The organism is Metabacillus mangrovi (genome assembly GCF_009711125.1).
In the GTDB taxonomy this organism is placed as follows: domain Bacteria; phylum Bacillota; class Bacilli; order Bacillales; family Bacillaceae; genus Metabacillus_B; species Metabacillus_B mangrovi.
Genome location: NZ_WMIB01000016.1, coordinates 30,157 through 51,491 on the forward strand (window position 1 = coordinate 30,157; position 21,335 = coordinate 51,491).

The 21,335-nt window shown below is 47.5% G+C and carries 19 protein-coding genes; 12 read left to right on the forward strand and 7 right to left on the reverse strand.

The features are described 5' to 3' along the window. Positions 1 to 553: 553 nt before the first annotated feature. The gene (locus tag GKZ89_RS14510; protein WP_155113124.1) at positions 554 to 901 is read right to left on the reverse strand and encodes a YlbF/YmcA family competence regulator; all 348 of its coding nucleotides are present in this window, start codon (positions 899 to 901) and stop codon (positions 554 to 556) included. 92 nt (positions 902 to 993) lie between these two features. Next, entirely contained in the window at positions 994 to 2,130 is a 1,137-nt protein-coding gene (locus tag GKZ89_RS14515) for a DUF445 domain-containing protein (RefSeq protein ID WP_155113125.1), read from the reverse strand. A gap of 115 nt (positions 2,131 to 2,245) precedes the next feature. On the opposite strand from GKZ89_RS14515, the gene GKZ89_RS14520 reads away from it, so the two are divergent. The 5 genes from GKZ89_RS14520 to GKZ89_RS14540 all read left to right on the forward strand — a co-directional run bounded on the left by GKZ89_RS14520 (position 2,246) and on the right by GKZ89_RS14540 (position 7,404). After that, positions 2,246 to 3,589, forward strand: coding sequence for a YheC/YheD family endospore coat-associated protein (locus tag GKZ89_RS14520; protein ID WP_162356909.1), 1,344 nt, complete (start codon positions 2,246 to 2,248; stop codon positions 3,587 to 3,589). A 5-nt stretch (positions 3,590 to 3,594) separates the two neighbouring features. Then, entirely contained in the window at positions 3,595 to 4,701 is a 1,107-nt protein-coding gene (locus tag GKZ89_RS14525; protein WP_155113127.1) for a YheC/YheD family endospore coat-associated protein, read from the forward strand. A gap of 17 nt (positions 4,702 to 4,718) precedes the next feature. Then, the gene (locus GKZ89_RS14530) at positions 4,719 to 6,089 is read left to right on the forward strand and encodes a YheC/YheD family endospore coat-associated protein (protein ID WP_155113128.1); all 1,371 of its coding nucleotides are present in this window, start codon (positions 4,719 to 4,721) and stop codon (positions 6,087 to 6,089) included. Beyond that, positions 6,086 to 7,114, forward strand: a complete 1,029-nt coding sequence (locus GKZ89_RS14535) for a YheC/YheD family endospore coat-associated protein (protein ID WP_155113129.1) — start codon at positions 6,086 to 6,088, stop codon at positions 7,112 to 7,114. Before GKZ89_RS14530 ends, GKZ89_RS14535 begins: the two co-directional genes overlap by 4 nt. A gap of 80 nt (positions 7,115 to 7,194) precedes the next feature. Continuing rightward, positions 7,195 to 7,404 (forward strand): YheE family protein, encoded by a 210-nt coding sequence (locus GKZ89_RS14540; protein WP_155113130.1) that lies wholly within the window; start codon positions 7,195 to 7,197, stop codon positions 7,402 to 7,404. A gap of 85 nt (positions 7,405 to 7,489) precedes the next feature. Here GKZ89_RS14540 and GKZ89_RS14545 read toward each other — a convergent pair whose 3' ends face one another. After that, positions 7,490 to 7,786 (reverse strand): DUF3784 domain-containing protein, encoded by a 297-nt coding sequence (locus GKZ89_RS14545; RefSeq protein ID WP_155113131.1) that lies wholly within the window; start codon positions 7,784 to 7,786, stop codon positions 7,490 to 7,492. A 105-nt stretch (positions 7,787 to 7,891) separates the two neighbouring features. Here GKZ89_RS14545 and GKZ89_RS14550 point away from each other — a divergent pair, with 105 nt between their 5' ends. Next, entirely contained in the window at positions 7,892 to 8,782 is an 891-nt protein-coding gene (locus tag GKZ89_RS14550) for a PucR family transcriptional regulator (RefSeq protein WP_162356911.1), read from the forward strand. Between the two features lie 128 nt (positions 8,783 to 8,910). After that, a complete protein-coding gene (locus GKZ89_RS14555; protein WP_155113133.1) occupies positions 8,911 to 10,038 on the forward strand; it encodes an ABC transporter ATP-binding protein in 1,128 nt (375 codons plus the stop codon). Between the two features lie 76 nt (positions 10,039 to 10,114). Here the strand turns inward: GKZ89_RS14555 and GKZ89_RS14560 are convergent, their stop codons facing one another. Then, positions 10,115 to 10,354 carry a hypothetical protein gene (locus tag GKZ89_RS14560; RefSeq protein WP_155113134.1) on the reverse strand — a complete coding sequence of 80 codons (240 nt, stop codon included), beginning with the start codon at positions 10,352 to 10,354 and terminating at the stop codon, positions 10,115 to 10,117. Positions 10,355 to 10,589: 235 nt separating this feature from the next. On the opposite strand from GKZ89_RS14560, the gene GKZ89_RS14565 reads away from it, so the two are divergent. Next, positions 10,590 to 10,793: an alpha/beta-type small acid-soluble spore protein gene (locus tag GKZ89_RS14565; protein WP_155113135.1), complete on the forward strand. Its 204-nt coding sequence runs from the start codon at positions 10,590 to 10,592 to the stop codon at positions 10,791 to 10,793. 449 nt (positions 10,794 to 11,242) lie between these two features. Further along, entirely contained in the window at positions 11,243 to 11,887 is a 645-nt protein-coding gene (locus GKZ89_RS14570; RefSeq protein ID WP_241680270.1) for an NAD(P)-dependent oxidoreductase, read from the forward strand. Between the two features lie 45 nt (positions 11,888 to 11,932). Here GKZ89_RS14570 and GKZ89_RS14575 read toward each other — a convergent pair whose 3' ends face one another. Beyond that, the gene (locus GKZ89_RS14575; protein WP_155113136.1) at positions 11,933 to 13,963 is read right to left on the reverse strand and encodes an ABC transporter ATP-binding protein; all 2,031 of its coding nucleotides are present in this window, start codon (positions 13,961 to 13,963) and stop codon (positions 11,933 to 11,935) included. Next, positions 13,960 to 15,717: a multidrug ABC transporter ATP-binding protein BmrC gene (gene bmrC / locus GKZ89_RS14580; protein WP_155113137.1), complete on the reverse strand. Its 1,758-nt coding sequence runs from the start codon at positions 15,715 to 15,717 to the stop codon at positions 13,960 to 13,962. The genes GKZ89_RS14575 and bmrC overlap by 4 nt, the downstream gene beginning before the upstream one ends. Positions 15,718 to 16,363: 646 nt before the next feature. Between bmrC and GKZ89_RS14585 the strand changes: the two genes are divergently transcribed. After that, positions 16,364 to 16,648, forward strand: a complete 285-nt coding sequence (locus GKZ89_RS14585; protein WP_155113138.1) for a hypothetical protein — start codon at positions 16,364 to 16,366, stop codon at positions 16,646 to 16,648. A gap of 263 nt (positions 16,649 to 16,911) precedes the next feature. On the opposite strand, the gene GKZ89_RS14590 is transcribed toward GKZ89_RS14585, so the two are convergent. Next, positions 16,912 to 18,957, reverse strand: a complete 2,046-nt coding sequence (locus tag GKZ89_RS14590; RefSeq protein ID WP_155113139.1) for a transglycosylase domain-containing protein — start codon at positions 18,955 to 18,957, stop codon at positions 16,912 to 16,914. 194 nt (positions 18,958 to 19,151) lie between these two features. Between GKZ89_RS14590 and GKZ89_RS14595 the strand changes: the two genes are divergently transcribed. Both GKZ89_RS14595 and nhaC read left to right on the forward strand, forming a co-directional pair. Next, a complete protein-coding gene (locus tag GKZ89_RS14595; RefSeq protein WP_241680272.1) occupies positions 19,152 to 19,676 on the forward strand; it encodes a universal stress protein in 525 nt (174 codons plus the stop codon). A 128-nt stretch (positions 19,677 to 19,804) separates the two neighbouring features. Then, complete coding sequence (gene nhaC, locus GKZ89_RS14600) at positions 19,805 to 21,190, forward strand: Na+/H+ antiporter NhaC (RefSeq protein ID WP_155113141.1); 1,386 nt, start codon at positions 19,805 to 19,807, stop codon at positions 21,188 to 21,190. Positions 21,191 to 21,335 lie beyond the last annotated feature (145 nt).

Below are 21,335 nucleotides of genomic sequence, written 5' to 3' on the forward strand. Positions count from 1 at the left end.
ACCCCCACTGCTTTAAAGGAGCAGGGGAACAAGCATGTAATCGCCGGGCCTTTGGTATGAAAGGACTAGCCGGAGCAGGGGACGGAGGTTTAGTGCTTTAGCGAATGTGGGGTCAGTGCACAGAGCACAATTCTGTTCTGCTCTCCATACCCGTCACTCTATACCGGGGTCTGTCCCCAACTGCTTCACCGCAGTGGGGGAAGGAGGAGTGGCGCGTTCCACCCTTGGGCCGCAAGGGTTCCAGGAATCGGTGCCGGAGCTTTAGTACGGCAGAGAACGTGGGGACAGGCACTGGGTCTGTCCCCACTTGCATCACAGCAGCAGGGGACTAAGACCTATCCGGCTCACGCCTTGCCCGGCAAGGGATCGCGGATGTGGTGACGGAGCTTTAGTCCTTTAGCAGAGTGAGGGTCAGACACTCCCTCTTCCCTTTCACTTTTCCTTTTCCTCTGCCTCCGCCCATCCCGCTCTCCCCAGCGCCCATCCCTGGCCCCACTCTCCCCCAATCTCAAATAAAAAAACCGCCCTTTAAAAGGCGGTTTTCCTATATGCATTATTCCACCGCGCCGTAGAGTTCTTCGAGCGGTTTCATGATAATTTTGTTCAGTTCGGCAATGATCATGCTCATGCGCTGTTCTGCTTCCATCAGTCGGGCGATTGTTTCGTGCTGCTGGACGAGAGCCACTGATTTTTGAGCGTGGTCGACTTCCTCTTGTGTGATTTCCTGTCCGGCCATCTGCTTTTGCTGCAGCTTCAGCTGAATGTCGCGGAAGTTATCAAACATGTTTTTTGCGGATTCGTCTGCGTTGACTTGCTCGTAAAGTGCAACCAGCTCTTTGTATTCGGTGCTTTCGCGCAGTGCTTTTTCAAGACCATTGGCCTCATCGTATAGGTTTGACATGTGTTCGCCCTCCTTTGAATTACGGTCCTCTCTTCCGGACCTCTACCCACTATAACAGAATTGATCGGGTTTTTCATGGATAGCCTGGCTGTTTATCCCTGGAAAACGGCAATACAGGCCTGGATGATCCCGATCAGGCCGCCAAGGAATGCTCCGAGATAGGTGATCATTTTCAGCTCGCTGCTTGTAATGGAAAGAACCATTTGTTCGAGCCGCTGCGTGGAAAACGTATCTACCTGTTCTTTGACAATCTTCTCGATATTGAGCTGTTTCATCAGCTGATCCATATTGTTTGTGAGTCCGCTGATGAGGAGATTGAGGATGTTTGGAATATGCTTTTCCCGGATCTCGGTACGGTAAGGTGCTGCCAGCTCGCTCACGGGCTTGCTGTACCATTCTTTCACACGGAGTGAACGGACGGCACGAATTTTCAGGTCTGCGGCTGTTTCGTTCAGGTTCAGCTTTTCCTGAAGTTCGCTGAAGGTCATCTTCTTCGCTTTATTCCATTCGTTTGTGATCAAGTCCTGGATGAAGGCTTCCGTTTCCCCGTTGCGCAGGAATTTGATCAGTTCCGGCTGAATGAATTCAGACAGGTTCATATTGCCGGTGAACATTTGGATCATGCTTCCGAGGCGTCCGCGTTCAGCCAGGAAGTCGTCAATCATGTTTTTGATGCGGTTTCTGCCTTCGAAGCTCTCAAAATAGCTGACTCCAGATTGAACGATATACCGTGCGATTTCGCCTGCCTTTGTGTCCAGTTTTTCTTCCAGCAAAGGCGGCATAAGCTCAGACAGGGTTTTGCTGCGGTTCTCTTCTTCAAACCTCTTCCATTTGCTGTCGATGAAGCTCAGGATCATGGCCTCGGTTTTTTCATCGGCTTTCTCCATTCCGGCCTGTCCGAGAACATCAAGAACGGTGTACTGCTTATCAAGCCAGCTGAAAACCTGCTTCTCTGCCCAGGCTTCCAAGGCCTGTCCGAACGAGGACTCGGTCATTTTCTTTTTGAGGCTGTCGGCAGTTAAAAGGTGTTCAATCACCATTTTCCCCATTTGCTCTGCCATCTGATCTCTTCGTTTCGGGATGAGTCCCGGTGTGAACGGCAGCCTTTTGCCAAACACGTAGACCGGATTGTACGGTCTGAACAGCATCTGGATGGCAAGGTGATTAGTGACTCCCCCTATTGCCGCCCCGATTCCAATCATAAAAATAAATGTCCATACTGCGCCCATTGTAACACTCCATATCTTCACATACTTTTCGTCTATTCCATAAACTGCGGGTAAAACATCTGCCTAGAACAAATTATAGTGCTGTTTATGGCTTTTTAGCAAATGAGGGATGGCGATGAAGTGGAAAAAAACTGATCTTTTTCTTCATGATGACACAGAACCTTCCGTTAAAATCAGCACAGGCCTGCTGACTGCGTTCGGCAAGTCTTCTTTTCCGCGGGTGTGTAATCTTGGAATTGGCAGGAATAGTGTAAAAGCCCGGCTCGTAATTATAAATGATAGCAGTTCCTTCCTGTCTGTATCCAGGTCTGCCTTGCCAGTACCTGATGAGATGGCGGGCGGCAGGAGCCTGTTTGTTTCAGTAAGGAGGGATTCCATTGCCATCGGTCCGCTTTTTGCGGTCCTTATCGGTTCTGGTTCCTCTAAAGAATCGGTTTCCCTTCCGAACATGGAGGACTATTGCAGGGAGTTGGCGGATTACTGCAGGAATGCCGGTTGCCTTTTTTATCTTTTTTCTTTGAAAGACTGGCAGGACGGCTATGTAAATGGCTGGATTCTCCGGGACGGGAGCTGGAGGAAAGCCTCCATGCCGTATCCGGATGCCGTGCATAACCGGGTGCATCAGCGGAAAAGTGAGCTAAGCCTGAACTTCATAGCGCTGGAGGAAAAAATGAAGCAGGCGGGAATCCCATTTTTTAATTCCCGCTTTTTGAATAAGTGGGAAGTACATGAGTGGCTTTCGGACGATCCGGTTCTGCTCCCATATCTTCCTGCCTCTGCCAAGCTCACCTCTAAAAGAGATTACCAGAACTATACACGGTCTTATTCTGATTTTTTTATTAAGCCGGTTTATGGAAGCCAGGGAAAAAAGATTTTCAGGTTCCGCGAAACAGAGGATGGCTACTGGCTGGATGATACCTCCTCAGCCGGAGGACCGCTGCTTTTCCGTGAGGCAGAAGACGCTTTCACTTATATGCACCCCCGTCTGACAAAAGAGCCATACCTGCTGCAGGAGACAATCCGCATCCAGAAATACCGCGGCAAGCCGCTGGATTTCCGTATTTTATGCCATAAAAAAGAAGAGGGATGGACCGTTACCTCCATGACAGCAAGAGTTTCTGCTGAGAATTCCTTTGTTTCCAACCTCTATCAGGGCGGGGCTGCCTATCCTGTCAAAAAGGTACTGACGGAATTGTACGGTGACAGAAAAGCCCGGCATATCCGCAAGATGCTCGCGGAGCTGTCTGAAGAAGTATGCCTGGCAATTGACCGCAAAGGCTGTTTCGGGGAGCTCGGCATCGATTTGACTGTAGATGAGGATGAGCGGATCTGGCTGATCGAGGTCAATTCCAAGCCCTCCAAAAACAGTGAATATGTGATGGATGGTCCTAAAATCAGGCCATCTGCAAAGGCGGTAGCGGATTACGGTATGTATTTAAGTATGGTAAATGGGGTGTGAGTAAATTGAATGAAACAGTAGGATTTATGACACTCCGCGAGGATGCGGAAAATTTGTATTCCACTGAAATAGCCAGGAGAGCCGGGAAATACGGTCTTGCCCTTTTTAAGTTCAGCCCGGCAAGCATTCAGCCAGGCTCCACACTGATCAGCGGCAGGGTGTTTGAGAAGGAAGAATGGAAAAAAGCGATGCGGCCTCTCCCTTCTTTTATTTATGACCGGTGTTTTTACAGCAGGAGCAGTCATACTTCGAAAGCAAGGCCAATTGCCGATTGGCTGAAGACCCGGCCGGACACCGTATTCCTGGGCAAGGGACTGCCCGACAAATGGGCCGTTTATCAAGCGATCAAACAGGACCCGACTCTCTCCTTTTATTTGCCTTCCACTCTTCTTCTCGCTTCTGCAAAAGAGATTTTTCCGCTTCTGTTCCGTGAACGGCAGTGCATGCTAAAGCCGGTTCGGGGTTCACAGGGGCGCGGCATTATCGCCTTATCGCTTAGCGGAAAAACAATCGAAGCCGTCTATCACAGCGGGGTCCATAAAAAAACAAAGGTTTTCCCGGCGATTGAAGAATTCGAGGAATGGATGGATCAATTTTTGGAACAGTCCCGGGATGCCTATTTGATGCAGCCCCTTCTTACTCTGACTGACCGGGCGCGCTATCCGTTTGATATCCGGATCCTCCTCCAAAAAGACGGGGACGGAAAATGGCAGGAGCGGGGACGCGGCATCCGCAAAGGCTATCAGGGATCCTATATTTCGAATCTCGGAAGCGGCGGTGAAGGACAGTCTTATGACGACTGGTTCAGCCGGCTGTCCCGCCGTCAGGCCTATTTGTTCCAAGATGACCTTTCTACGGTCATAGCGAAGCTCCCAGTCATTCTGGAAGAGCAATTCTCTCCCTTATTTGAGCTGGGCCTCGACATCGGCTACTCAAGGGACGGATCCATCTGGATTCTTGATATTAACTCAAAGCCGGGACGGCAGCTGATTATGCAGACAAAGCCGGAGCTGAAGGACGCTCTGTTTGAAGCACCGCTCGCTTATTGCAGGCATCTTATCAGACAGCAGGAAGCAGCCGCGCTGAAGCAGCAGGATCAGATACAGGATTGAAAGGAGCAGAAGTGCCAATGCCGGAATTTTTCACTCTCTATTTATTAGATAAAAAGGAAAACGGACCTGAATTTGTATTCCCGGCCGGTCAAAACCTTTTCAGCGAAATCACACATGCGGCATTCGGAACATTTTGTCTTCCGTGCACAGCCGATATGAACGGCGAAAAGGAATCCATGATTGGCATCCACCCGGTAATGGCAGAAAAGTTAAAGCTCCCTTTTGCAGGAAAAACAAGAGTGCTCGTTCATGAGGGCATTCTTTACCTGGGACCGCTGATCGGCATTTTCACTGCCGGATTCACGGATTCGCTTCTTCGGCCAATTGGAGACCGGTCCTTATTTTTCGCGAAATTTATGAGCCTGGATCAGACAGCCGGGATGTATACAGTTGTTTTCGGTGCCCATCATATCAATTGGGAGGATGGCACGGTCAAGGGCTACTTATACAGCCGGGACGGATGGAAGGAGCTTGAGGTGCCCATCCCAAATGTTGTGTATGACAGGCTTCCGAACCGAAAAGCGGAAAATCACAAAGCGCTGAAGCTTGTTAAACGCCGGCTTATTGAAGAGTACGGCATCCCATGGTTTAATCCCGGATTTTTCAACAAATGGGATATACATCAGACACTCGTTCAGCTGCCAGAGACCCTCACCTATTTACCCGAGACGTATTTCAGCCCCGGCATCGGGAAAATTGAAGAAATGCTTTCGAGATATAAAAGCATTTATTTAAAGCCGGCAAATGGAAGCCTTGGCCTTGGTGTATACCAGCTTTCCTACAATGCTGAAAATGAATGCTACATCTGCAAGTACAGGGATGATGCAGGCCAGAACAAACTGAGAAAGTACCCCTCTCTTGAGCACTTTTTCAAGCATTCGTTTGAAGGGAGACTCCTGGACGCCTACCTTGTACAACAGGGGATCGAGCTTCTCCGGCACGGTCAGCAGGCTGTGGACTTCCGGATCCATACGAACAAAGATGCGGAGGGAGAATGGAATGTAACCGCCATCGCGGCAAAAGTTGCGGGCCGGGGAAGTGTCACCACTCACGTTAACAGCGGGGGGATGGTAAAAACACTTGAGGAGCTGTTTGAAGATCCGCAGGAACGGATACGGGTGTTTCACAGTCTGACCGGAGCAGCCATCCTGCTGAGCCGCAGGATAGACAGCAGCGTTCCAGGCCTCATAGGTGAAATCGGCTTCGACCTTGGACTCGACCAGAACGGAAAAGTATGGCTTTTTGAGGCGAACTCAAAGCCTGGAAGGTCGATCTTTTCCCATCCGAAGCTAAAGGACGGGGATTTGCTCTCCAGAAGACAGTTTCTTGATTATGCCATGTTTTTGATGAGAAAATCGGTTCAGTCACCGGAGGATATTGTTCAATGACAGCCGGACAGCCGAAAATTGCCATTCTCACAGCTTCCGGAAAAAAAAGCAAAACCTTTTCCGGAAGTGAGTTTTATTTTAAAAAACTGATCGGCGAAGTCTCCAGACTCGGCGGTCTCTGTTATATTCTGACTCCGGAAGGAATCAGGGAGAAATATGCAGAAGGATTCAGTTTTTTCGCTGAGAAACATCAGTGGAGAATGATCAAGGCTCCCCTTCCCGATGTGATTTACAACCGGATCCCTTCAAGAAATGCGGAGATTAAAGCAGAAGAAGTTTTCGAAGATTTGAAAAAGCGGCGCATCATCCTGTTCAACCCTTCCTTTTTCACGAAGTGGGAGATCTGGACCGTGCTTCAAGAAGTTCCCCTGCTTCGCCCCTTTCTGCCGATCACCGCCTTGCTGGAAAGTGAAGAGGATCTGAAGGAATATACAGCCAGGCTCGGGCAGGCCTATATAAAGCCGGTCAATCAAAGCAAAGGAAAGGGCATCGTTAAGATAACAGCGGAAGATCAGCAGAACCTGATGGCTGAGACGCTTGATCATCCCCCTTCCCGGATGACCGTGTCTGAGCTTTGGCGAAAATTGGCCGGCTCCCCTGCCATCATTCAGCAAGCCATCGATTCCGACCTTCTGAACGGGAAAAAATATGACCTCAGGCTGCTCGGAATTTTTAATGGATGCACGCATAAATTAATTGGTACAGGAGTCCGCGTATCCAGAAAACAGGAGCTTACGACACATGTGCCCGCCGGAGGAGAAGCTGTCCCCTTTCATCTGATTGAGCACCGGGTCAGCAAGGACCAGCTTCATTTTATTATCGAAACAGCCGGCAAAGCCCTGATGGACCGCTATGGTCTGATCGGCGAATTTTCTGTTGATGCCGGATTGGACCTGAACGGGAATCTCTATATTTATGAAATTAACTCCAAGCCGATGAAATTCGATGAACCTGAAATAGAATCCGCACGAATTGCGGCTCTGGGGCGCTTATTTATCCACATAGCAGAAACGAGATCCTTTTGACCAGTTAATGGCAAAAGGATTTTTTCTTATTTTGCCGTATTTATACTTATAAGAAGCTAGAGGAAAAAGGAGTGAAATAAATGGTGCAGCACTTTCAATGGAAACCACTCTTTAAACAGGCAAATCTGCCGGGCTGGCGTATATCCTTTTATTTTAAAGGAACGCATTATGATGGCATTTACCATAAAAACGGCCAGGTGGAATGGGGCACTGCCATTCCGCCCGGGGACGAAGAAGAACACCTGCTTTCCCAGATTCATGAGCTGATGCTGTTTCACGTATATGAATAATCAAAAAAACAGCCCATCCAGATATCCTGGGGTGCTGGGGAGGGCTTTAGAGGCTCTCCTTTTTTGCTGTTCACAGGAACGGCTCTTACTTTAACAACTGAACATAAATCACCAAGAAGACAGCGGACAAGTACACGACTGCCCCGAAGGCAATTCCTGCAGCATCTCCGATAAAATCAAGCCCGAACGGCAGGAACAGCGTCAGCAGTCCGATGACTGCACAGAACAGCCCCATCGTTCTCGCAAGCTTCTCTTTGTCTCCCTTGAACGCCTCTTCTGAATACCCTGCAATCAGGTAAAGATGCTTTTTCTTCCATATGAGATAAGCCATAACAAACAGCAGGATGCCCACCGCTGCACAAACCAGGTATCCTTCTATCATACTCTCCCTCCCCTTTTCCATTATACGGCCCGCCCCATCCGCAGGTTTCGTTAAATCATGAACCTGTTATAATTAGGTGAGAACATGGTAAAGGAGAAAAGCAGGATGCTCCAGCAATTGATCAACCATTATCAGCGGGATTTACTTACCGGTACTCCGCGCCGGCTGGATGAATATAGTTGGTTCCTGACAGAGTCCGGGGAAAGTTTCGGAATCTCTAAATCCCGTCTGTCGGACAGTGAAGAAGCATTGCTTCAAAATTTGTTTGCCGTTCAGGAAATGAGTCCTGTTTTATTAGGGCTGAACGATACGGAAAAAAGCTGGCATTCCTATTTGCTTGGGGAAGATCCGGAACCGCCTGGAACGGAGCCTGTCCGTTTTATTCACGGCAGGTTCAGCGGAAAACTGGAAGACGCAGCCTCCTTTATGGAGGCTGCCGGGGGGTTTATGGAAGAGGCTGTGGTTATCTGGCTCTCAGAAGATGCATTTGTTCTGATTGAGCAGAATGCTGCCGGCCTGCCTGACATAGAAGCAATGACGGCCCTCACATCCACTCTTTTAAGTGATTTTTTCATTGAACCGGCCTTTTTTGCCGGGCAGATTCATGAAAGTACCGCCGCCCTGCGCAAGAAATTTCATGCCGAACAGCAGCTTTTCCGTGCGTATCCGCTCAAGCCTCCCAAAACAGGCATTTTGACTTTTTATGAGGCCTGTCCTGTGCTGCTGGCAGCAGAACACAGCTTTCACGAAGTCAAAACCGCTGTCTCTGAACGGCTGTCTGAGACACTGGAAGATAAAGAATTAATCGAAACACTGAGAGTGTTTTTCCTTTGCAATTTAAATGTGTCATCCGCAGCAAAAGCACTCTTTATGCACCGCAACAGCCTGCAGTATCGGATTGACCGCTTTATCGAGCGCACCGGCATCGATATTAAATTTTTCACGAATGCCCTGGCTGTGTACCTGCTGATTTTGCAGAAGGAACTCGAAAAGTAGGCAACGTGCACGAAAGCCCTTTCATTTTTTTGTGCAACTTGTCTATTTACTGCTTCTCCTGCTTCTCCTAGAATGAAAGCATAGATAAAACGCTTTCAATAATCCGCACTAACAGGAGGAAGAGACACATGGCAGAATTAGTATTGGATTCCATTCATAAAATTTACGACAACAAAGTAACGGCAGTCAACGATTTCAACCTTCACATTCAGGATAAAGAATTCATCGTATTCGTAGGCCCTTCAGGCTGCGGAAAATCTACGACTCTCCGTATGATCGCAGGTCTTGAAGAAATTTCAAAAGGTGATTTTTCCATTGATGGAAAACGCATGAATGATGTAGCGCCGAAAGACCGCGATATCGCGATGGTGTTCCAGAACTATGCGCTTTACCCTCATATGAACGTATATGACAATATGGCTTTCGGACTGAAGCTCCGTAAGTTCCCGAAAGATGAAATCGACCGCCGCGTTAAAGATGCAGCGCGCATCCTCGGACTTGAACAATACCTTGACCGTAAGCCTAAGGCACTTTCCGGCGGTCAGCGCCAGCGTGTTGCCCTTGGCCGTGCCATCGTGCGCGACGCAAAAGTCTTCCTGATGGATGAGCCGCTCTCAAACCTTGATGCAAAGCTCCGCGTTCAGATGCGTGCTGAGATTTCCAAGCTTCACCAGCGTCTGCAAACGACTACCATCTATGTAACCCATGACCAGACAGAAGCCATGACAATGGCGACACGCCTTGTCGTTATGAAAGACGGTCTGATCCAGCAGGTTGGAGCTCCTAAAGAAGTATACGAAAAACCGGAGAACGTCTTCGTCGGCGGTTTCATCGGATCTCCTGCCATGAACTTCCTGACAGGAAAACTGACAGACGGCTTCTTCGAAATGAATGGTGAGAAAGTGGCGGTTCCTGAAGGAAAGCTGAAGTTCCTTCGTGAGCAAGGCTATGTCGGCAAAGACATCATCATGGGAATCCGTCCTGAAGATATCCATGACGAGCCAGTATTCGTCGATGCTTCCATCGGGTCTAAAATTGAAGCGAAAATCGAAGTTGCCGAGCTGATGGGTGCTGAGACCATGCTTTATTCCCAGGTAGCCGGACAAGAGTTTATCGCACGTGTTGATTCACGTACAGATATTGATCCAGGCCAGATCCTTCAATTAGCATTCGACATGAACAAGGTTCATTTCTTTGATAAAGACAATGAATTGCGCATCCGTCCAGCTACGGAAGCAAAAGCAGTGCTTGCATAAGGATAAATCAAGAAGAATTGTAAAACCCCCGAAATGGAACGTTTCGGGGGTTTTTTGCGGTTTTCATCAGACTGATTCATTCAATGACCGCTTCCTCCCGGTGTGAACAGCCGGGGCAATGGAATTGATGCACACACTGTTTATGTTCAAGCGACTGCAGCGCCCCGTCAAACAGCTTCATCGTATCGATCTCCATATATGCACTGTATTCATCGAGATAATCGGTTGTTTTTCCTTCATCCGTCATCATGATCCCGCAGTTTGGACAACGTATTTCCTTCTCTTCAAATCCGTTGCAGAGCGGACACACTTCCATAAAACCAGATCCCTTCACGTTCTTACCTGTATTTTTCACCTGATGAAACAAAAATACCATTCAATAATTTACCAATTGTATCAGCGGATGAAAAATGAGACCGCGAAACATAATACTTACTGTAGCAAGCGCGATGGGTCAAGCGAACAGAGCAGGAGCATCACCTCGTTGATATTCCGGCTGGTGCAGGTCCAGCTGACCCAACCAAAAAAATTTCGCTAAGGAGTTGAAAAACATGGCAAACAACAACAACAGCTCAAACCAACTAGTAGTACCTGGTGCACAACAAGCTATCGATCAAATGAAATATGAGATCGCTTCTGAGTTTGGAGTAAACCTTGGAGCAGAAACTACTGCACGTGCTAACGGTTCTGTAGGCGGAGAAATCACTAAACGTCTTGTAACTATGGCTCAGCAGTCTTTCGGCGGAGCTCGCTAATTAAATACCATGGATAAAAAAGGAGATGCTCTCGGGCATCTCTTTTTAATATGGCTGTTTTTATGAACCGGATGCATGTGCCGGAGTCTATCCGAGGATTTGAATTTATCCTGAATTCCATTAGCGCAACCCCGGATTCCAACACCTACAGCCCTATTTCCATCACATCGAGCCCTTTTTCCATCACCTACAGCTTATTCCATCATTCAAAACGACTATCCCCAGATATGACCTGGAAACCGGTTCCTCGCCTCTATTCTTACTTTTACATTTTTTCAGAAGCCCTCTCCTCCTCTTGTTCATACAATAGAGTAAAACATGGAGGGGTGGGGTGAACTGTGATGTCTGCCCATCTGGATTGGGGACTTGCCGGTTTTGTTTTACTGTTTCTTCTGCAGGAAACAGACCTGCCGTATCGTTATTTGCTGTTTAAAAAGCGGTAAAATGGTATGATGCGGGTAAAGGAAGTGAAGGGAATGCAGACTGCTGTTTTCGGGGGTACAGGGAGAGTCGGTCGTGAACTGGTCTCCTTAATGAATCAAAATGGACATGCGCTCAAGCTGCTTGTGCGGTCACCGGAAAAACTGCCGGGGCTATTGGATGCAGCTGTTTTAAAAGGGAATGTCAGGAACCAAACAGATACGGAGGATGCAATTAAAGGCTGCAGTTCCATTATCAGCTGTCTGAATACTGATGGCGATGATTCTCTGTCAGTGGGAATGCGTCATATCATTCAGGCTGCTGAAAAATGGGATGTACAGCGCATTGTAACGGTTGGTACCGCGGGGATTCTCCAGGCACGGAGCAACCCTGCACTATTCCGCTTTCAGTCAGACGAGTCCAAAAGGCGTTTAACCAGGGCCGCAGAAGAACATGCAAAGGTGTTCGGCATGCTCCGGAATTCAGGATTGAAGTGGACCATTGTGTGTCCAACTTATCTTCCGGATGGTCAACTAACGAAAACGTACCGGACGGAAGCAGATTTCCTGCCTGAAGGAGGTACATCAATTTCTGTCCAGGATACGGCGCACTTTGTTTATGAAGAATGGAAAAAGGAGAATTTCCTATTCAAAAGAGCAGGTATTGCTTATTAAAAAAGGCCGGTCCGTAAGTCATCAGACTTCGGACCGGCCTTTTTACTATCCTGCGAGACTGCTGCCTGCGCTTTGCTTTCCCTGCTGCAGCTTATACATTTGATAATAGTTCCCTTCTGCTTTCATCAGTTCGTCATGGCTGCCTTTTTCTGCGATTTCGCCGCGATCCAGCACGAGAATCTGGTCCGCATTCTTAATCGTCGAAAGACGGTGGGCAATGATAAATGTGGTCCGGCCTTTTTTCAATACTTCAAGTGCTTCCTGGATGGCCAACTCTGTTTCGGTATCTATGCTTGCCGTCGCCTCATCCAGGATGAGGATGGCAGGATCATACGCTAGTGCTCTTGCAAAAGAGATCAGCTGGCGCTGTCCGGAGGAAAGGGTGCTTCCCTTTTCGATAACCGGTTCATCGAATCCCTTCGGCAGGCTTTTCAGCAAATGCTCCGCCCCTACATCCTTTAAGGCTTTTTCAATCTGTTCTCTCGGGATTTGCTCATTCTCAAGGCTTACATTGGAAGCAATCGTTCCTGTAAACAGGAACGGATCCTGAAGGACGATTCCCATATGCTTCCGGATCTCCTGTCTGGACATTTCTTTAATGTTCACGCCATCAATGGAGATACTGCCGCGGTCCACATCATAAAAACGGAACAGGAGATTCATGATTGAGCTTTTCCCCGAACCTGTATGACCTACGAGCGCAACCGTTTCTCCCTGTTTCGCCTCAAAGTGAATATCTTTCAGTACATCATGCCCTTCTGTATAACCAAAATAAACATGGTCAAACGAGACATTTCCTTTATAGCGGGGGTTCTCCGCGGCTTCCACTTCAATCCCCTTCTCATCAAGAAGACTGAACACCCGGTTAGAGGCGACACGTGCCTGCTCAAGCTGGGCAAACTGATTAACGATGCCTGAAATCGGCTGGAACAATCGGTTCAAGTAATCGACAAAGGCATACAGCACGCCGAGTGAAACCATAGAGCCGGGTGCAAGCGAGGCCCCCCCGAAATACCAGATGAGCGCAACAAATGCCACATTCCGTATGAAACCGACCATATTATGGGACAGCAGTGAATTGATGCTGAGGAGCTTATTTTGATACGTATAATGCGCCTCATTCAGCTGTTCGAACTCTGCCGTCATCTCTTTTTGGCGGCGGAATGCCTGGATGATCGTCATCCCCTGTATGGACTCATTCACCATGGCATTGATATCGCTCACAAGAGTCCTGATTTTCTCATTATAGTTTGATGAAAATTTCCGGTATGCGATGGTCCAGAGGACCAGAATCGGGATAATTGCTAGACAAATCAGTGCAAGTTTGACCTCAAGCAGGAACAGAGCGATGAAGATCCCTGTAATGTAAATGGCACTTGTAAAGAAGGTCGCGAGCACCGCTACATATAATTCCCTGATCGCTTCCGTATCATTGGTTACACGGGCAACTACTTTCCCTGCCGGAAGATTATCAAAATACTTGATCGGCAGCCTCTGGATATGTTCAAAGATATCCATCCTCATCCGCTGAATGATCCGGTTGGATGTGACCTGAAGGAAGAAGCGCTGGCCGTAGTTGAAAAAGGAAGCGAGTACCAGGAGGCCGAAATAAAGGGTCATCAGGAAGATGATTCCGCTTACCTCCGGCTCATAAAATTTCATTAATTCATCCTTGCTCAATTTCACAGCCGGGTAGGAGGTTTCCCCGTCCCGGTTTGAGATGACAAATTGGCCGTTTTCCGCTTTTCGTTCCCCGTCCTGTTTTACACCTTCCGGAATAAAATAATAATCCAGTTCAGTCTGGAGAATGCGGACTTCGCTGCCCTTCGATTCACCCTCAGTAAAGCGGTCTTCTCTCTTGTACCTTGTTCCGTTGTAGGTGACTGTGTCTTTCCCGCCTGCGGATGTCTCATACCATGGTTTTTCAATGCCAATGATATGATCATCAATCATTTTCTTGGCAATAATCGGACCCGTAAGCTCTGCCCCCACGGCTACCGTCAGCATAAGCAGTGCGGCAATCAGTGTCTTTTTATAATAGAGTGCATATTGGACTAATCGGTTCCCGGTCTTCATGCGCCCACCCCGCCTTCGTTTTGCTCTTCAACCTGCTGGCGCTCATACTGGGTTTTGTACCATCCGTTTTCCTTCATCAACTCTTTATGTGTGCCCCGCTCAATGATTTTCCCATCATCAAGGACGAGAATTTGATCTGCGTGCTCGACTGCTGACAAACGGTGTGTAGTAATGAAGGTCGTTTTGCCGGCCCGTTCTGTCCGGATGTTTTCGATGATGGCGGTCTCGGTTTTGGCATCGACTGCCGAAAGCGAGTCATCAAGAATCAGAATTTCCGGATTGGCGATGAGCGCCCTTGCAATGGAGATCCGCTGCTTCTGGCCTCCGGAAAGGGCTACCCCTTTTTCTCCAACAAGTGTTTTCAGCCCTTCAGGCAGCAGCTCTGCATCCTTTCGGAAAAAAGCAGAATCAATGGCCTGCTGAACGTCCTTTTCGGTTCCATCTTTTTTCCCGAACAAGATGTTCTCCCGGACAGTCCTGGAGAACAGGATGTGATCCTGCGGTACATAGCCGATCCATTTATGCAGAGTCTCCATCGGAATCCGCTGAATGGGAACCCCTCCGATCAGGATCTCCCCTCTTCCTGCAGGATACTGTCTAAGCAGCTGCCGGATGATGGTTGTTTTTCCGCTTCCGGTTTTCCCGACGATGCCGATTGTAGCCCCGCTTTCCACCCGGAAAGACAGGTCCTTCAGATTCTCTGCTGCAGAAGACGGATACTGGAAAGTAACACCCCGGAATTCAATTCCATCCGGCGCGTCCATTGAAATGGGATGCTCATGATCTTTCACATCCGCTTCATACGCAAGGGTCTCATTTACACGGTCCAGTGAAGCATTTCCCCGCTGCATAATATTGATCAGTTCACCGATCGCGAACATCGGCCAAATCATCATTCCGAGGTACACATTAAAGGAAACGAGTTCCCCGAGAGTCAGCTCCTGATTAAACACGAGATAAGCCCCGTAGCCGAGTCCGATCAAGTAACTCATGCCCACAAGCAGTTTGACCGTCGGATCAAAAAGAGCATCGATTTTGGCCACGGCCACATTTTTTCTGTAAACATCATCTGTCATGTTTTGAAACCTTTGAACATCTTCTTTTTCCTGGACGAAAGCTCTTAGCACCCGCACACCCTGGACGGATTCCAGTACTTTATCATTTAAATCGCCGAAGGAATCCTGGGCCAGAGTAAACCGTTCGTGGATCTTCCTGCCATAAAGACTGATCGCAAATGCCATGACAGGCAGAGGAAGGACAGCCGCCAGGGTAAGCTTCCAGCTGATCAGGATGACCATGGAAAAAAGAATCGTCAGCATATAAAGACTTGAATCAACAAGAGTAAGAATCCCGAAACCGGTCGTAAGTGACACGGCTTTCAAGTCGTTTGTCGCTCTGGCCATCAAGTCGCCTGTCCGGTTCTGTTCATAAAACCGGGGCGTCATCTTCATCAGATGCCCCATTAATTTCGAACGGAGAATTCTTTCAATCAGCTGAGCTCCACCGAACAAATTGTACATCCAAAAATAAGTCATCGTGTACGTTACAACGCCGAGCCCTAGAAAAAGCAGCACATAAAATGTAAGCGAACCGGCAGAAAACGTTCCTGCTTTTATTTCATCAATAACGTTTCCAAGCAGCTTCGGCGGAACCACTTCCAAAAAGTTCACAAGCTGAAGAAGCACGATCGCAATGGTGTACCTCAGCCAGTATTTCTTAAAAAACCATTTTAATTTTCCCAAAACTGAAAACATGTGTTCAGCTCCCTTCTATTTCAGTTGCCAACTAGCCGCTTTCTGGATCTCCCTCATTCAGCAGCCTGGAAATTTTCTTTTGAATCATGTTTTCTTCCTCCTTTGTTTTTTATCTTTTGCTCTGTTAAATGGCTGATTTACTGCGGTGCAGGCATTCGCCTTCCGCTCCAGCAGAATCAACAGCATGCTTTAACACAGCTTTATCTTTAAAAGACCTTATGGCCTTAGAAAGCAAAAAAAGACACACCTTGGAGGATATGCCTTTTCCATCAGAAAAGGCATGGTTCTGTTATAAAACGCAGAACCATGCCTTATGTAGAACAGCTTGAGTATCATCTGTCTATACGATAAGGAGGGCCGCGCATGCTGGGCGATCAGAAACAGGCTTCCTGCATACCACTTTTTCCATAACGCGTCCCTCCTTTCCAATTTTTGTGTAAACATCTTTTGTAAAGATACCATTTGTGACAGCTTTTTGTCAATTTGAAATTTTTTAAATTTTGAGGAAGCAGAAAACACTATGGTATTACACACCAGGGGTCTAAGGACCTATTTTTCGGTTTTTCAGTTTCAACGATGATTGATTAAGGTATTAGATAGATAACAATTACTTTTCGTTAGAATTTTTAAAGGAGGTTGAGCTAATATGGAAAAAGCTACATATTTCATAGGTTCCTCACTAAGTATGGAACAGGCGATCGAACTGAATCAGCTTGCTAAATCATTAAATATGGATATACATATCAATGCAGACGAAGGGTCCAAGGTCGATGTATCAAAACTCCCATCTCTTGTCGCATTTTTGCTGACACTAACCGGCGACCAGGAGCTTCAAATCGTCTGTGATAAAGAGAATTACGACAAGGTTAGCGAAAAATTGGGTACCCTTTTCTCCCCTTCAGACGTTAATCTGGCTCCGCAGCTTCACTAATTCTGAATAATAGCCGCTGCAATGCTAACACTAAAAAAAAATGCAAAGGAGAAACTACTATGCTGCGTACAATTCTTATGGTTATTGGTGCAATTGTTGTAATCGCCTGGATCGTAAATATGCTGTAAAACCTGCTCAAGAGCAGGTTTTTTTATTTGTCCGTTCCGCCCGCTTTTTGGCGGTCACAACTGCAAACGGGTTCTGCGGCCGGTATAATCCGTGCCAAAAACCCCCCGCATACCAATGCGGGGGGTTTTTTGAGCTTAACCGTTCTTAAATTGCTCTTCCCATTTCTTCTTCTCTTCTTTTACTTTATCTTTTATCTTCTTTTCTAAATCCTTCTTCTGCTGCTCGGGTTTTTGTTCTTTTTTCCTGCTGTCCTCTTTATCCGAAGGCTTTTCTTGATCTTTTGACGATTCGTCCTTCTCTTTTTCAGCTGCAGGTCGAACGGGTTCAGGTTCTTTGTAAAGCGGGATGTTGAAGCTTTCCATTTCTTCGTTTTTCAGTGCCCGCTCCATAATCTTTTTATATAGAGGTGCTGCTGTCTGGCTGCTTGTTGTGTCCAGGATGTTATCGGCGTCGGTCTTGTCGTAGCCGATCCACAGAGCTCCGGCCAGATTCGGGGTATAGCCTGCGAACCATTGATCTTTCGTGCCATCTCCGCCGTTCGGATCCTGGGTGGAGCCGGTTTTGCCTGCAAGCTCCCAGCCGTCAATCTTTGCATTTTCCCCTGTACCTTCATTAACTGTTCCAAGCATGAGCTGGGTCATTTTTCTTGCAGTGTACTCACTGGTTGCCTTTGATTTGGCGCCATCCCATTCACCTGCTGTTTTTCCTTCTGAATCCACAATTTTTGTTATAGAGTGTGCCTCATTCCGCACCCCTTTGTTTGGAAAAGCAGAAAAGGCTTCAGCCATTTGAAGCGGAGAAACTCCTTCATGTAAGCCTCCGAGTGCGAGGCCGTACTGGCGGTCATTCTCCGTAGTAGGAATGCCGAACCGTTTCGCTGCATCCAGACCTGCGTCGATCCCAACCTTGCTTAACGCATAAACAGCCGGTACATTGTAGCTTTCTGTAAATGCTTCATAAAGAGAGACTGTGCCGCGGTACTGGCCGTCAATATTAGACGGTGAATAGCTGCCGAAGTCCATCTTTTCATCCTTCAGAGAATCATCAAGGGTATAGCCCTTTTCAATTGCCGGTGTGTAAGCTGCGATTGGTTTTAATATGGAGCCTGGCTGCCGTTTCAGTTGTGTAGCCCGGTTGAACTGCCTGAACGAATGCTCTCCCCTGCCGCCGATCAGGGCCTGAATTCCACCAGACCCGGGATCTATCAGCACAGATCCTGCCTGCACTGGCTGATCAGTTTTACTCTCCGGGAAAAGACTGTCATCTTTAAATATTTCTTCAAGGCCGGTTTGCATGTCCTGATTTAATTCTGTGTAAATTTTATAGCCGCCTGCCAGAAGCTTTTCCTGGGAAATGCCATAACGCTTGCTTGCTTCTGCAATGATCTGATCAACATAGGAAGGGTATTTGCCCTTCAGGGGATCACCGGAAGATTCTTTCAGAGCAAGTTCCTCCCCTCTGGCTTTTTCTGCTTCAGCCTTCGTGATCAGCTTCTGATCTTCCATCAATCCGATTACTACATTCCTGCGTTCGATGGATTTATCGTAGTTCTTCACAGGAGAATAATTGGAAGGTGCTTTAATCAAACCGACCAGTACGGCGGATTCACTAACTGTCAGATCCTCCGGTTTTTTGGAAAAATACGTTTGGGCGGCGCTTTTAAGGCCCCATGCCCCTTCGCCAAAATAAACCTGGTTGGCATATAGCTCCAAAATGTTTTCTTTTGAATACTTCTGCTCGATTTTTTTTGCAAGGAAATACTCATCGAATTTACGCGTAAAGGTTTGATCCTGGCTTAAAAAAGTATTTTTCGCAAGCTGCTGTGTAATGGTGCTTCCACCTTCCACCACGCCTCCTGCTGTTACATTTTTATAGGCAGCCCTCGCAATCCCGAGGTAATCAATGCCGTTATGCTCATAATAATCTCTGTCTTCTGTTGCGATAAGAGCCTGTTCAAAATTCTTCGGCATCTCCTCATAATCCATCCATTCTACTTTCGAGGATGACAGCTTGCTTGCAAGCTTCCCGTCTCGATCATAAATAGCCGTAGGCTGGTAGATGGATTTTTCAAGCTTGCTCACATCAGCCCGTGCAATCATCGCCTGATGGACAATCAGTCCTGCAAGAACCGAAATCAGAATGACAATTGCTGATATTTTAACGATTAATTTTTTTCTCATAGTATCCCCGCAATCTCATGGAAGTTGGGCTTCTTTTCAGCCTCTTAAACAATACCCTTCTAAACATAACGATAAATCATACGGTACATCACCGGAATTACTAGGGGTAGTCCGGGAGTTGATTAAATATTGGAAAAACAGGGTAAATACAAGGAAAGATGGTAAAACTTAAAAAGGATGTGGGAAGATTGAATATGATTCGGCATTTGCTGGTAGCGTTCAATGGTACAGACGACAGCAGGGAAGCGCTTTCTGCAGGAATCAGTCTCAGCAAGCAGCTAAACGCACATTTATCTGTGCTTCATGTTTACGAAAATGAAAATGAGGGCGGCCAGGCACTTACAGCATCCTCTGCCCAGCCTTTTTTTGCTAACCGCCTGAGCGGCGATGGATTAACGAATTATCCAATGCCGCCGGTCAGTGATCCGAGGAATGAAACGAGGATTGACGAAGCAGCGGGCGAACAGTATGCTGACAGGGAAACAAATCATGCGGCAGCTGAAGCTGAATCCATTCTCCGTGATAATAAAATCCACGGCGAGGTAAAGGTGATGGGAGGAAATCCTTCCGACTCAATCCTTTCCTATGCAGAAGAAGTCGGAGCAGATATGATCATCGTCGGACACCGCGGAGTTTCCGGCTTCAAGAAGCTGGTGTCCAGCAGTGTGAGTGATAAGGTTACAAAAGAATCCGTCATACCGGTATTGATTGCCAAATAAACATCAGAGAAGCCGCTGTGCCAGGCGGCTTTTTTTTCATGCCCTTTCTTTCCATTGACAATGAATGATGGCCTGCTATAATACTTTTATGCGTAAAAGCGTTTAAGTAAAAAAGAAAGGTGATCTGCATGGAATCCGATTTTATCCGTTTTAGAACTTCATTGATTATTTTGCTGGCCATGCTTGGGACGATTTTTTCCTGTCTCTTCTTAATAAAAACAGAGCCTCATCTGCCGCTCCTGTTGTGTGTCATCCTGCTCGCCCTTTTCGGAATCATTAAAGGAAAGAAGTGGAGCAGTCTGGAGAAAGGAATAGTAGCCGGAATTCAGAATGGGATCCAGCCCATTCTAGTCCTTGCCTTGATCGGGATGCTGATTGCAGCCTGGATGTTCAGCGGCACCATTCCAACCGTTATTCATTTTTCACTTTCTGTCATCCACCCGCAGTACCTGCTGATTACAGGGCTTATCAGCTGTATGTTCGTGTCCATGCTGGTAGGAAGCAGCTTCACAACAGTCAGCACGGTTGGAGTTGCATTGATGGGGATTGCCGCTGCAGCCGGAATTCCATTGGAATGGGCCGCTGGAGCTGTGATTTGCGGGGCATGCTTCGGAGATAAAATGTCGCCAATGTCTGATACAACAAACTTCGCAGCAGGGGTAGCCGAGGTTTCCATCGTCGAACATATCCGGCATATGACGAAAACCACCATTCCTGCCATCATTATGACAGCTATTATCTTTTTTATCATGGGACGCTCTCTCTCGATTGACCCTGCAAGCTCAGGACAGGTGCAGGAGATCATGAAAGCCATTGGGGACACAGTGAATACTGGCTGGTTTACCCTTTTGTCTCCGGTGCTGGTCGTCGCTCTCGCTGTTTTCAGGAAACCGATTATTCCTACTCTTATTGCAGGGATCGCGACAGCGGGTGTCACCGGAATACTCGCCGGTAACGGAGATTTTGGATCGTATATGAGCGTACTGCAAAACGGTACTAAATTTGAAATCGCGAATGAACAGGCCGCATCAATCTTGAACCGCGGCGGTCTGCAATCGATGATGTGGTCCATTTCCCTCATCATGATCGCTTTTGCTCTCGGCGGATTGATGGAAAAGCTCGGAATCATTCAATCCCTCATGAACGGACTCATTCAAAAAGTAAAAAACCGCGGACAGCTTGTCGCTTCAACTGCAGCCTCGTCCATCAGTGTGAACCTGGCAACCGGAGAACAATACATGTCCATTCTGATCCCCGGGCAGTCATTGAAGCCTCTTTACAGTGAACGCAAGGTTCCGAATACGTTTCTTTCCAGAACGCTTGAAGATGCGGGTACACTTGTGAATCCGCTGATTCCATGGGGAGTGAGCGGCGCCTTTTTCGCCCAGTCCCTTGGTGTGGATGTGATCCACTACCTGCCGTTCGCGTTCTTCCTCTACCTTTCACCTGTCTTAACCATCCTGTATGGATACTTGCCAGAGAAGAAAAAGGGTACACCTGAAATCGCAGCTTAAAAGAAAAAACCCGGATTGCTTGGTAAGAAGCAATCCGGGTTTTTTTATTTAATAGCTCTGTTAAACTTGGCTGTTGATTGCAGCTAGCAGGTGTTCGCTCATCCAGGGGCGGGCGGTGAGCCTCCTCCTCGCTTCGCGACTGCGG

Bases quoted from the DNA above. Each gene is read 5' to 3' on its own strand.
- GKZ89_RS14510 (WP_155113124.1), bottom strand. From the start codon at position 901: ATGTCAAACCTATACGATGAGGCCAATGGTCTTGAAAAAGCACTGCGC.
- GKZ89_RS14515 (WP_155113125.1), bottom strand. From the start codon at position 2,130: ATGGGCGCAGTATGGACATTTATTTTTATGATTGGAATCGGGGCGGCA.
- GKZ89_RS14520 (WP_162356909.1), top strand. From the start codon at position 2,246: ATGAAGTGGAAAAAAACTGATCTTTTTCTTCATGATGACACAGAACCT.
- GKZ89_RS14530 (WP_155113128.1), top strand. From the start codon at position 4,719: ATGCCGGAATTTTTCACTCTCTATTTATTAGATAAAAAGGAAAACGGA.
- GKZ89_RS14535 (WP_155113129.1), top strand. From the start codon at position 6,086: ATGACAGCCGGACAGCCGAAAATTGCCATTCTCACAGCTTCCGGAAAA.
- GKZ89_RS14540 (WP_155113130.1), top strand. From the start codon at position 7,195: ATGGTGCAGCACTTTCAATGGAAACCACTCTTTAAACAGGCAAATCTG.
- GKZ89_RS14545 (WP_155113131.1), bottom strand. From the start codon at position 7,786: ATGATAGAAGGATACCTGGTTTGTGCAGCGGTGGGCATCCTGCTGTTT.
- GKZ89_RS14550 (WP_162356911.1), top strand. From the start codon at position 7,892: ATGCTCCAGCAATTGATCAACCATTATCAGCGGGATTTACTTACCGGT.
- GKZ89_RS14555 (WP_155113133.1), top strand. From the start codon at position 8,911: ATGGCAGAATTAGTATTGGATTCCATTCATAAAATTTACGACAACAAA.
- GKZ89_RS14560 (WP_155113134.1), bottom strand. From the start codon at position 10,354: ATGGAAGTGTGTCCGCTCTGCAACGGATTTGAAGAGAAGGAAATACGT.
- GKZ89_RS14565 (WP_155113135.1), top strand. From the start codon at position 10,590: ATGGCAAACAACAACAACAGCTCAAACCAACTAGTAGTACCTGGTGCA.
- GKZ89_RS14570 (WP_241680270.1), top strand. From the start codon at position 11,243: ATGATGCGGGTAAAGGAAGTGAAGGGAATGCAGACTGCTGTTTTCGGG.
- GKZ89_RS14575 (WP_155113136.1), bottom strand. From the start codon at position 13,963: ATGAAGACCGGGAACCGATTAGTCCAATATGCACTCTATTATAAAAAG.
- bmrC (WP_155113137.1), bottom strand. From the start codon at position 15,717: ATGTTTTCAGTTTTGGGAAAATTAAAATGGTTTTTTAAGAAATACTGG.
- GKZ89_RS14585 (WP_155113138.1), top strand. From the start codon at position 16,364: ATGGAAAAAGCTACATATTTCATAGGTTCCTCACTAAGTATGGAACAG.
- GKZ89_RS14590 (WP_155113139.1), bottom strand. From the start codon at position 18,957: ATGAGAAAAAAATTAATCGTTAAAATATCAGCAATTGTCATTCTGATT.
- GKZ89_RS14595 (WP_241680272.1), top strand. From the start codon at position 19,152: ATGATTCGGCATTTGCTGGTAGCGTTCAATGGTACAGACGACAGCAGG.
- nhaC (WP_155113141.1), top strand. From the start codon at position 19,805: ATGGAATCCGATTTTATCCGTTTTAGAACTTCATTGATTATTTTGCTG.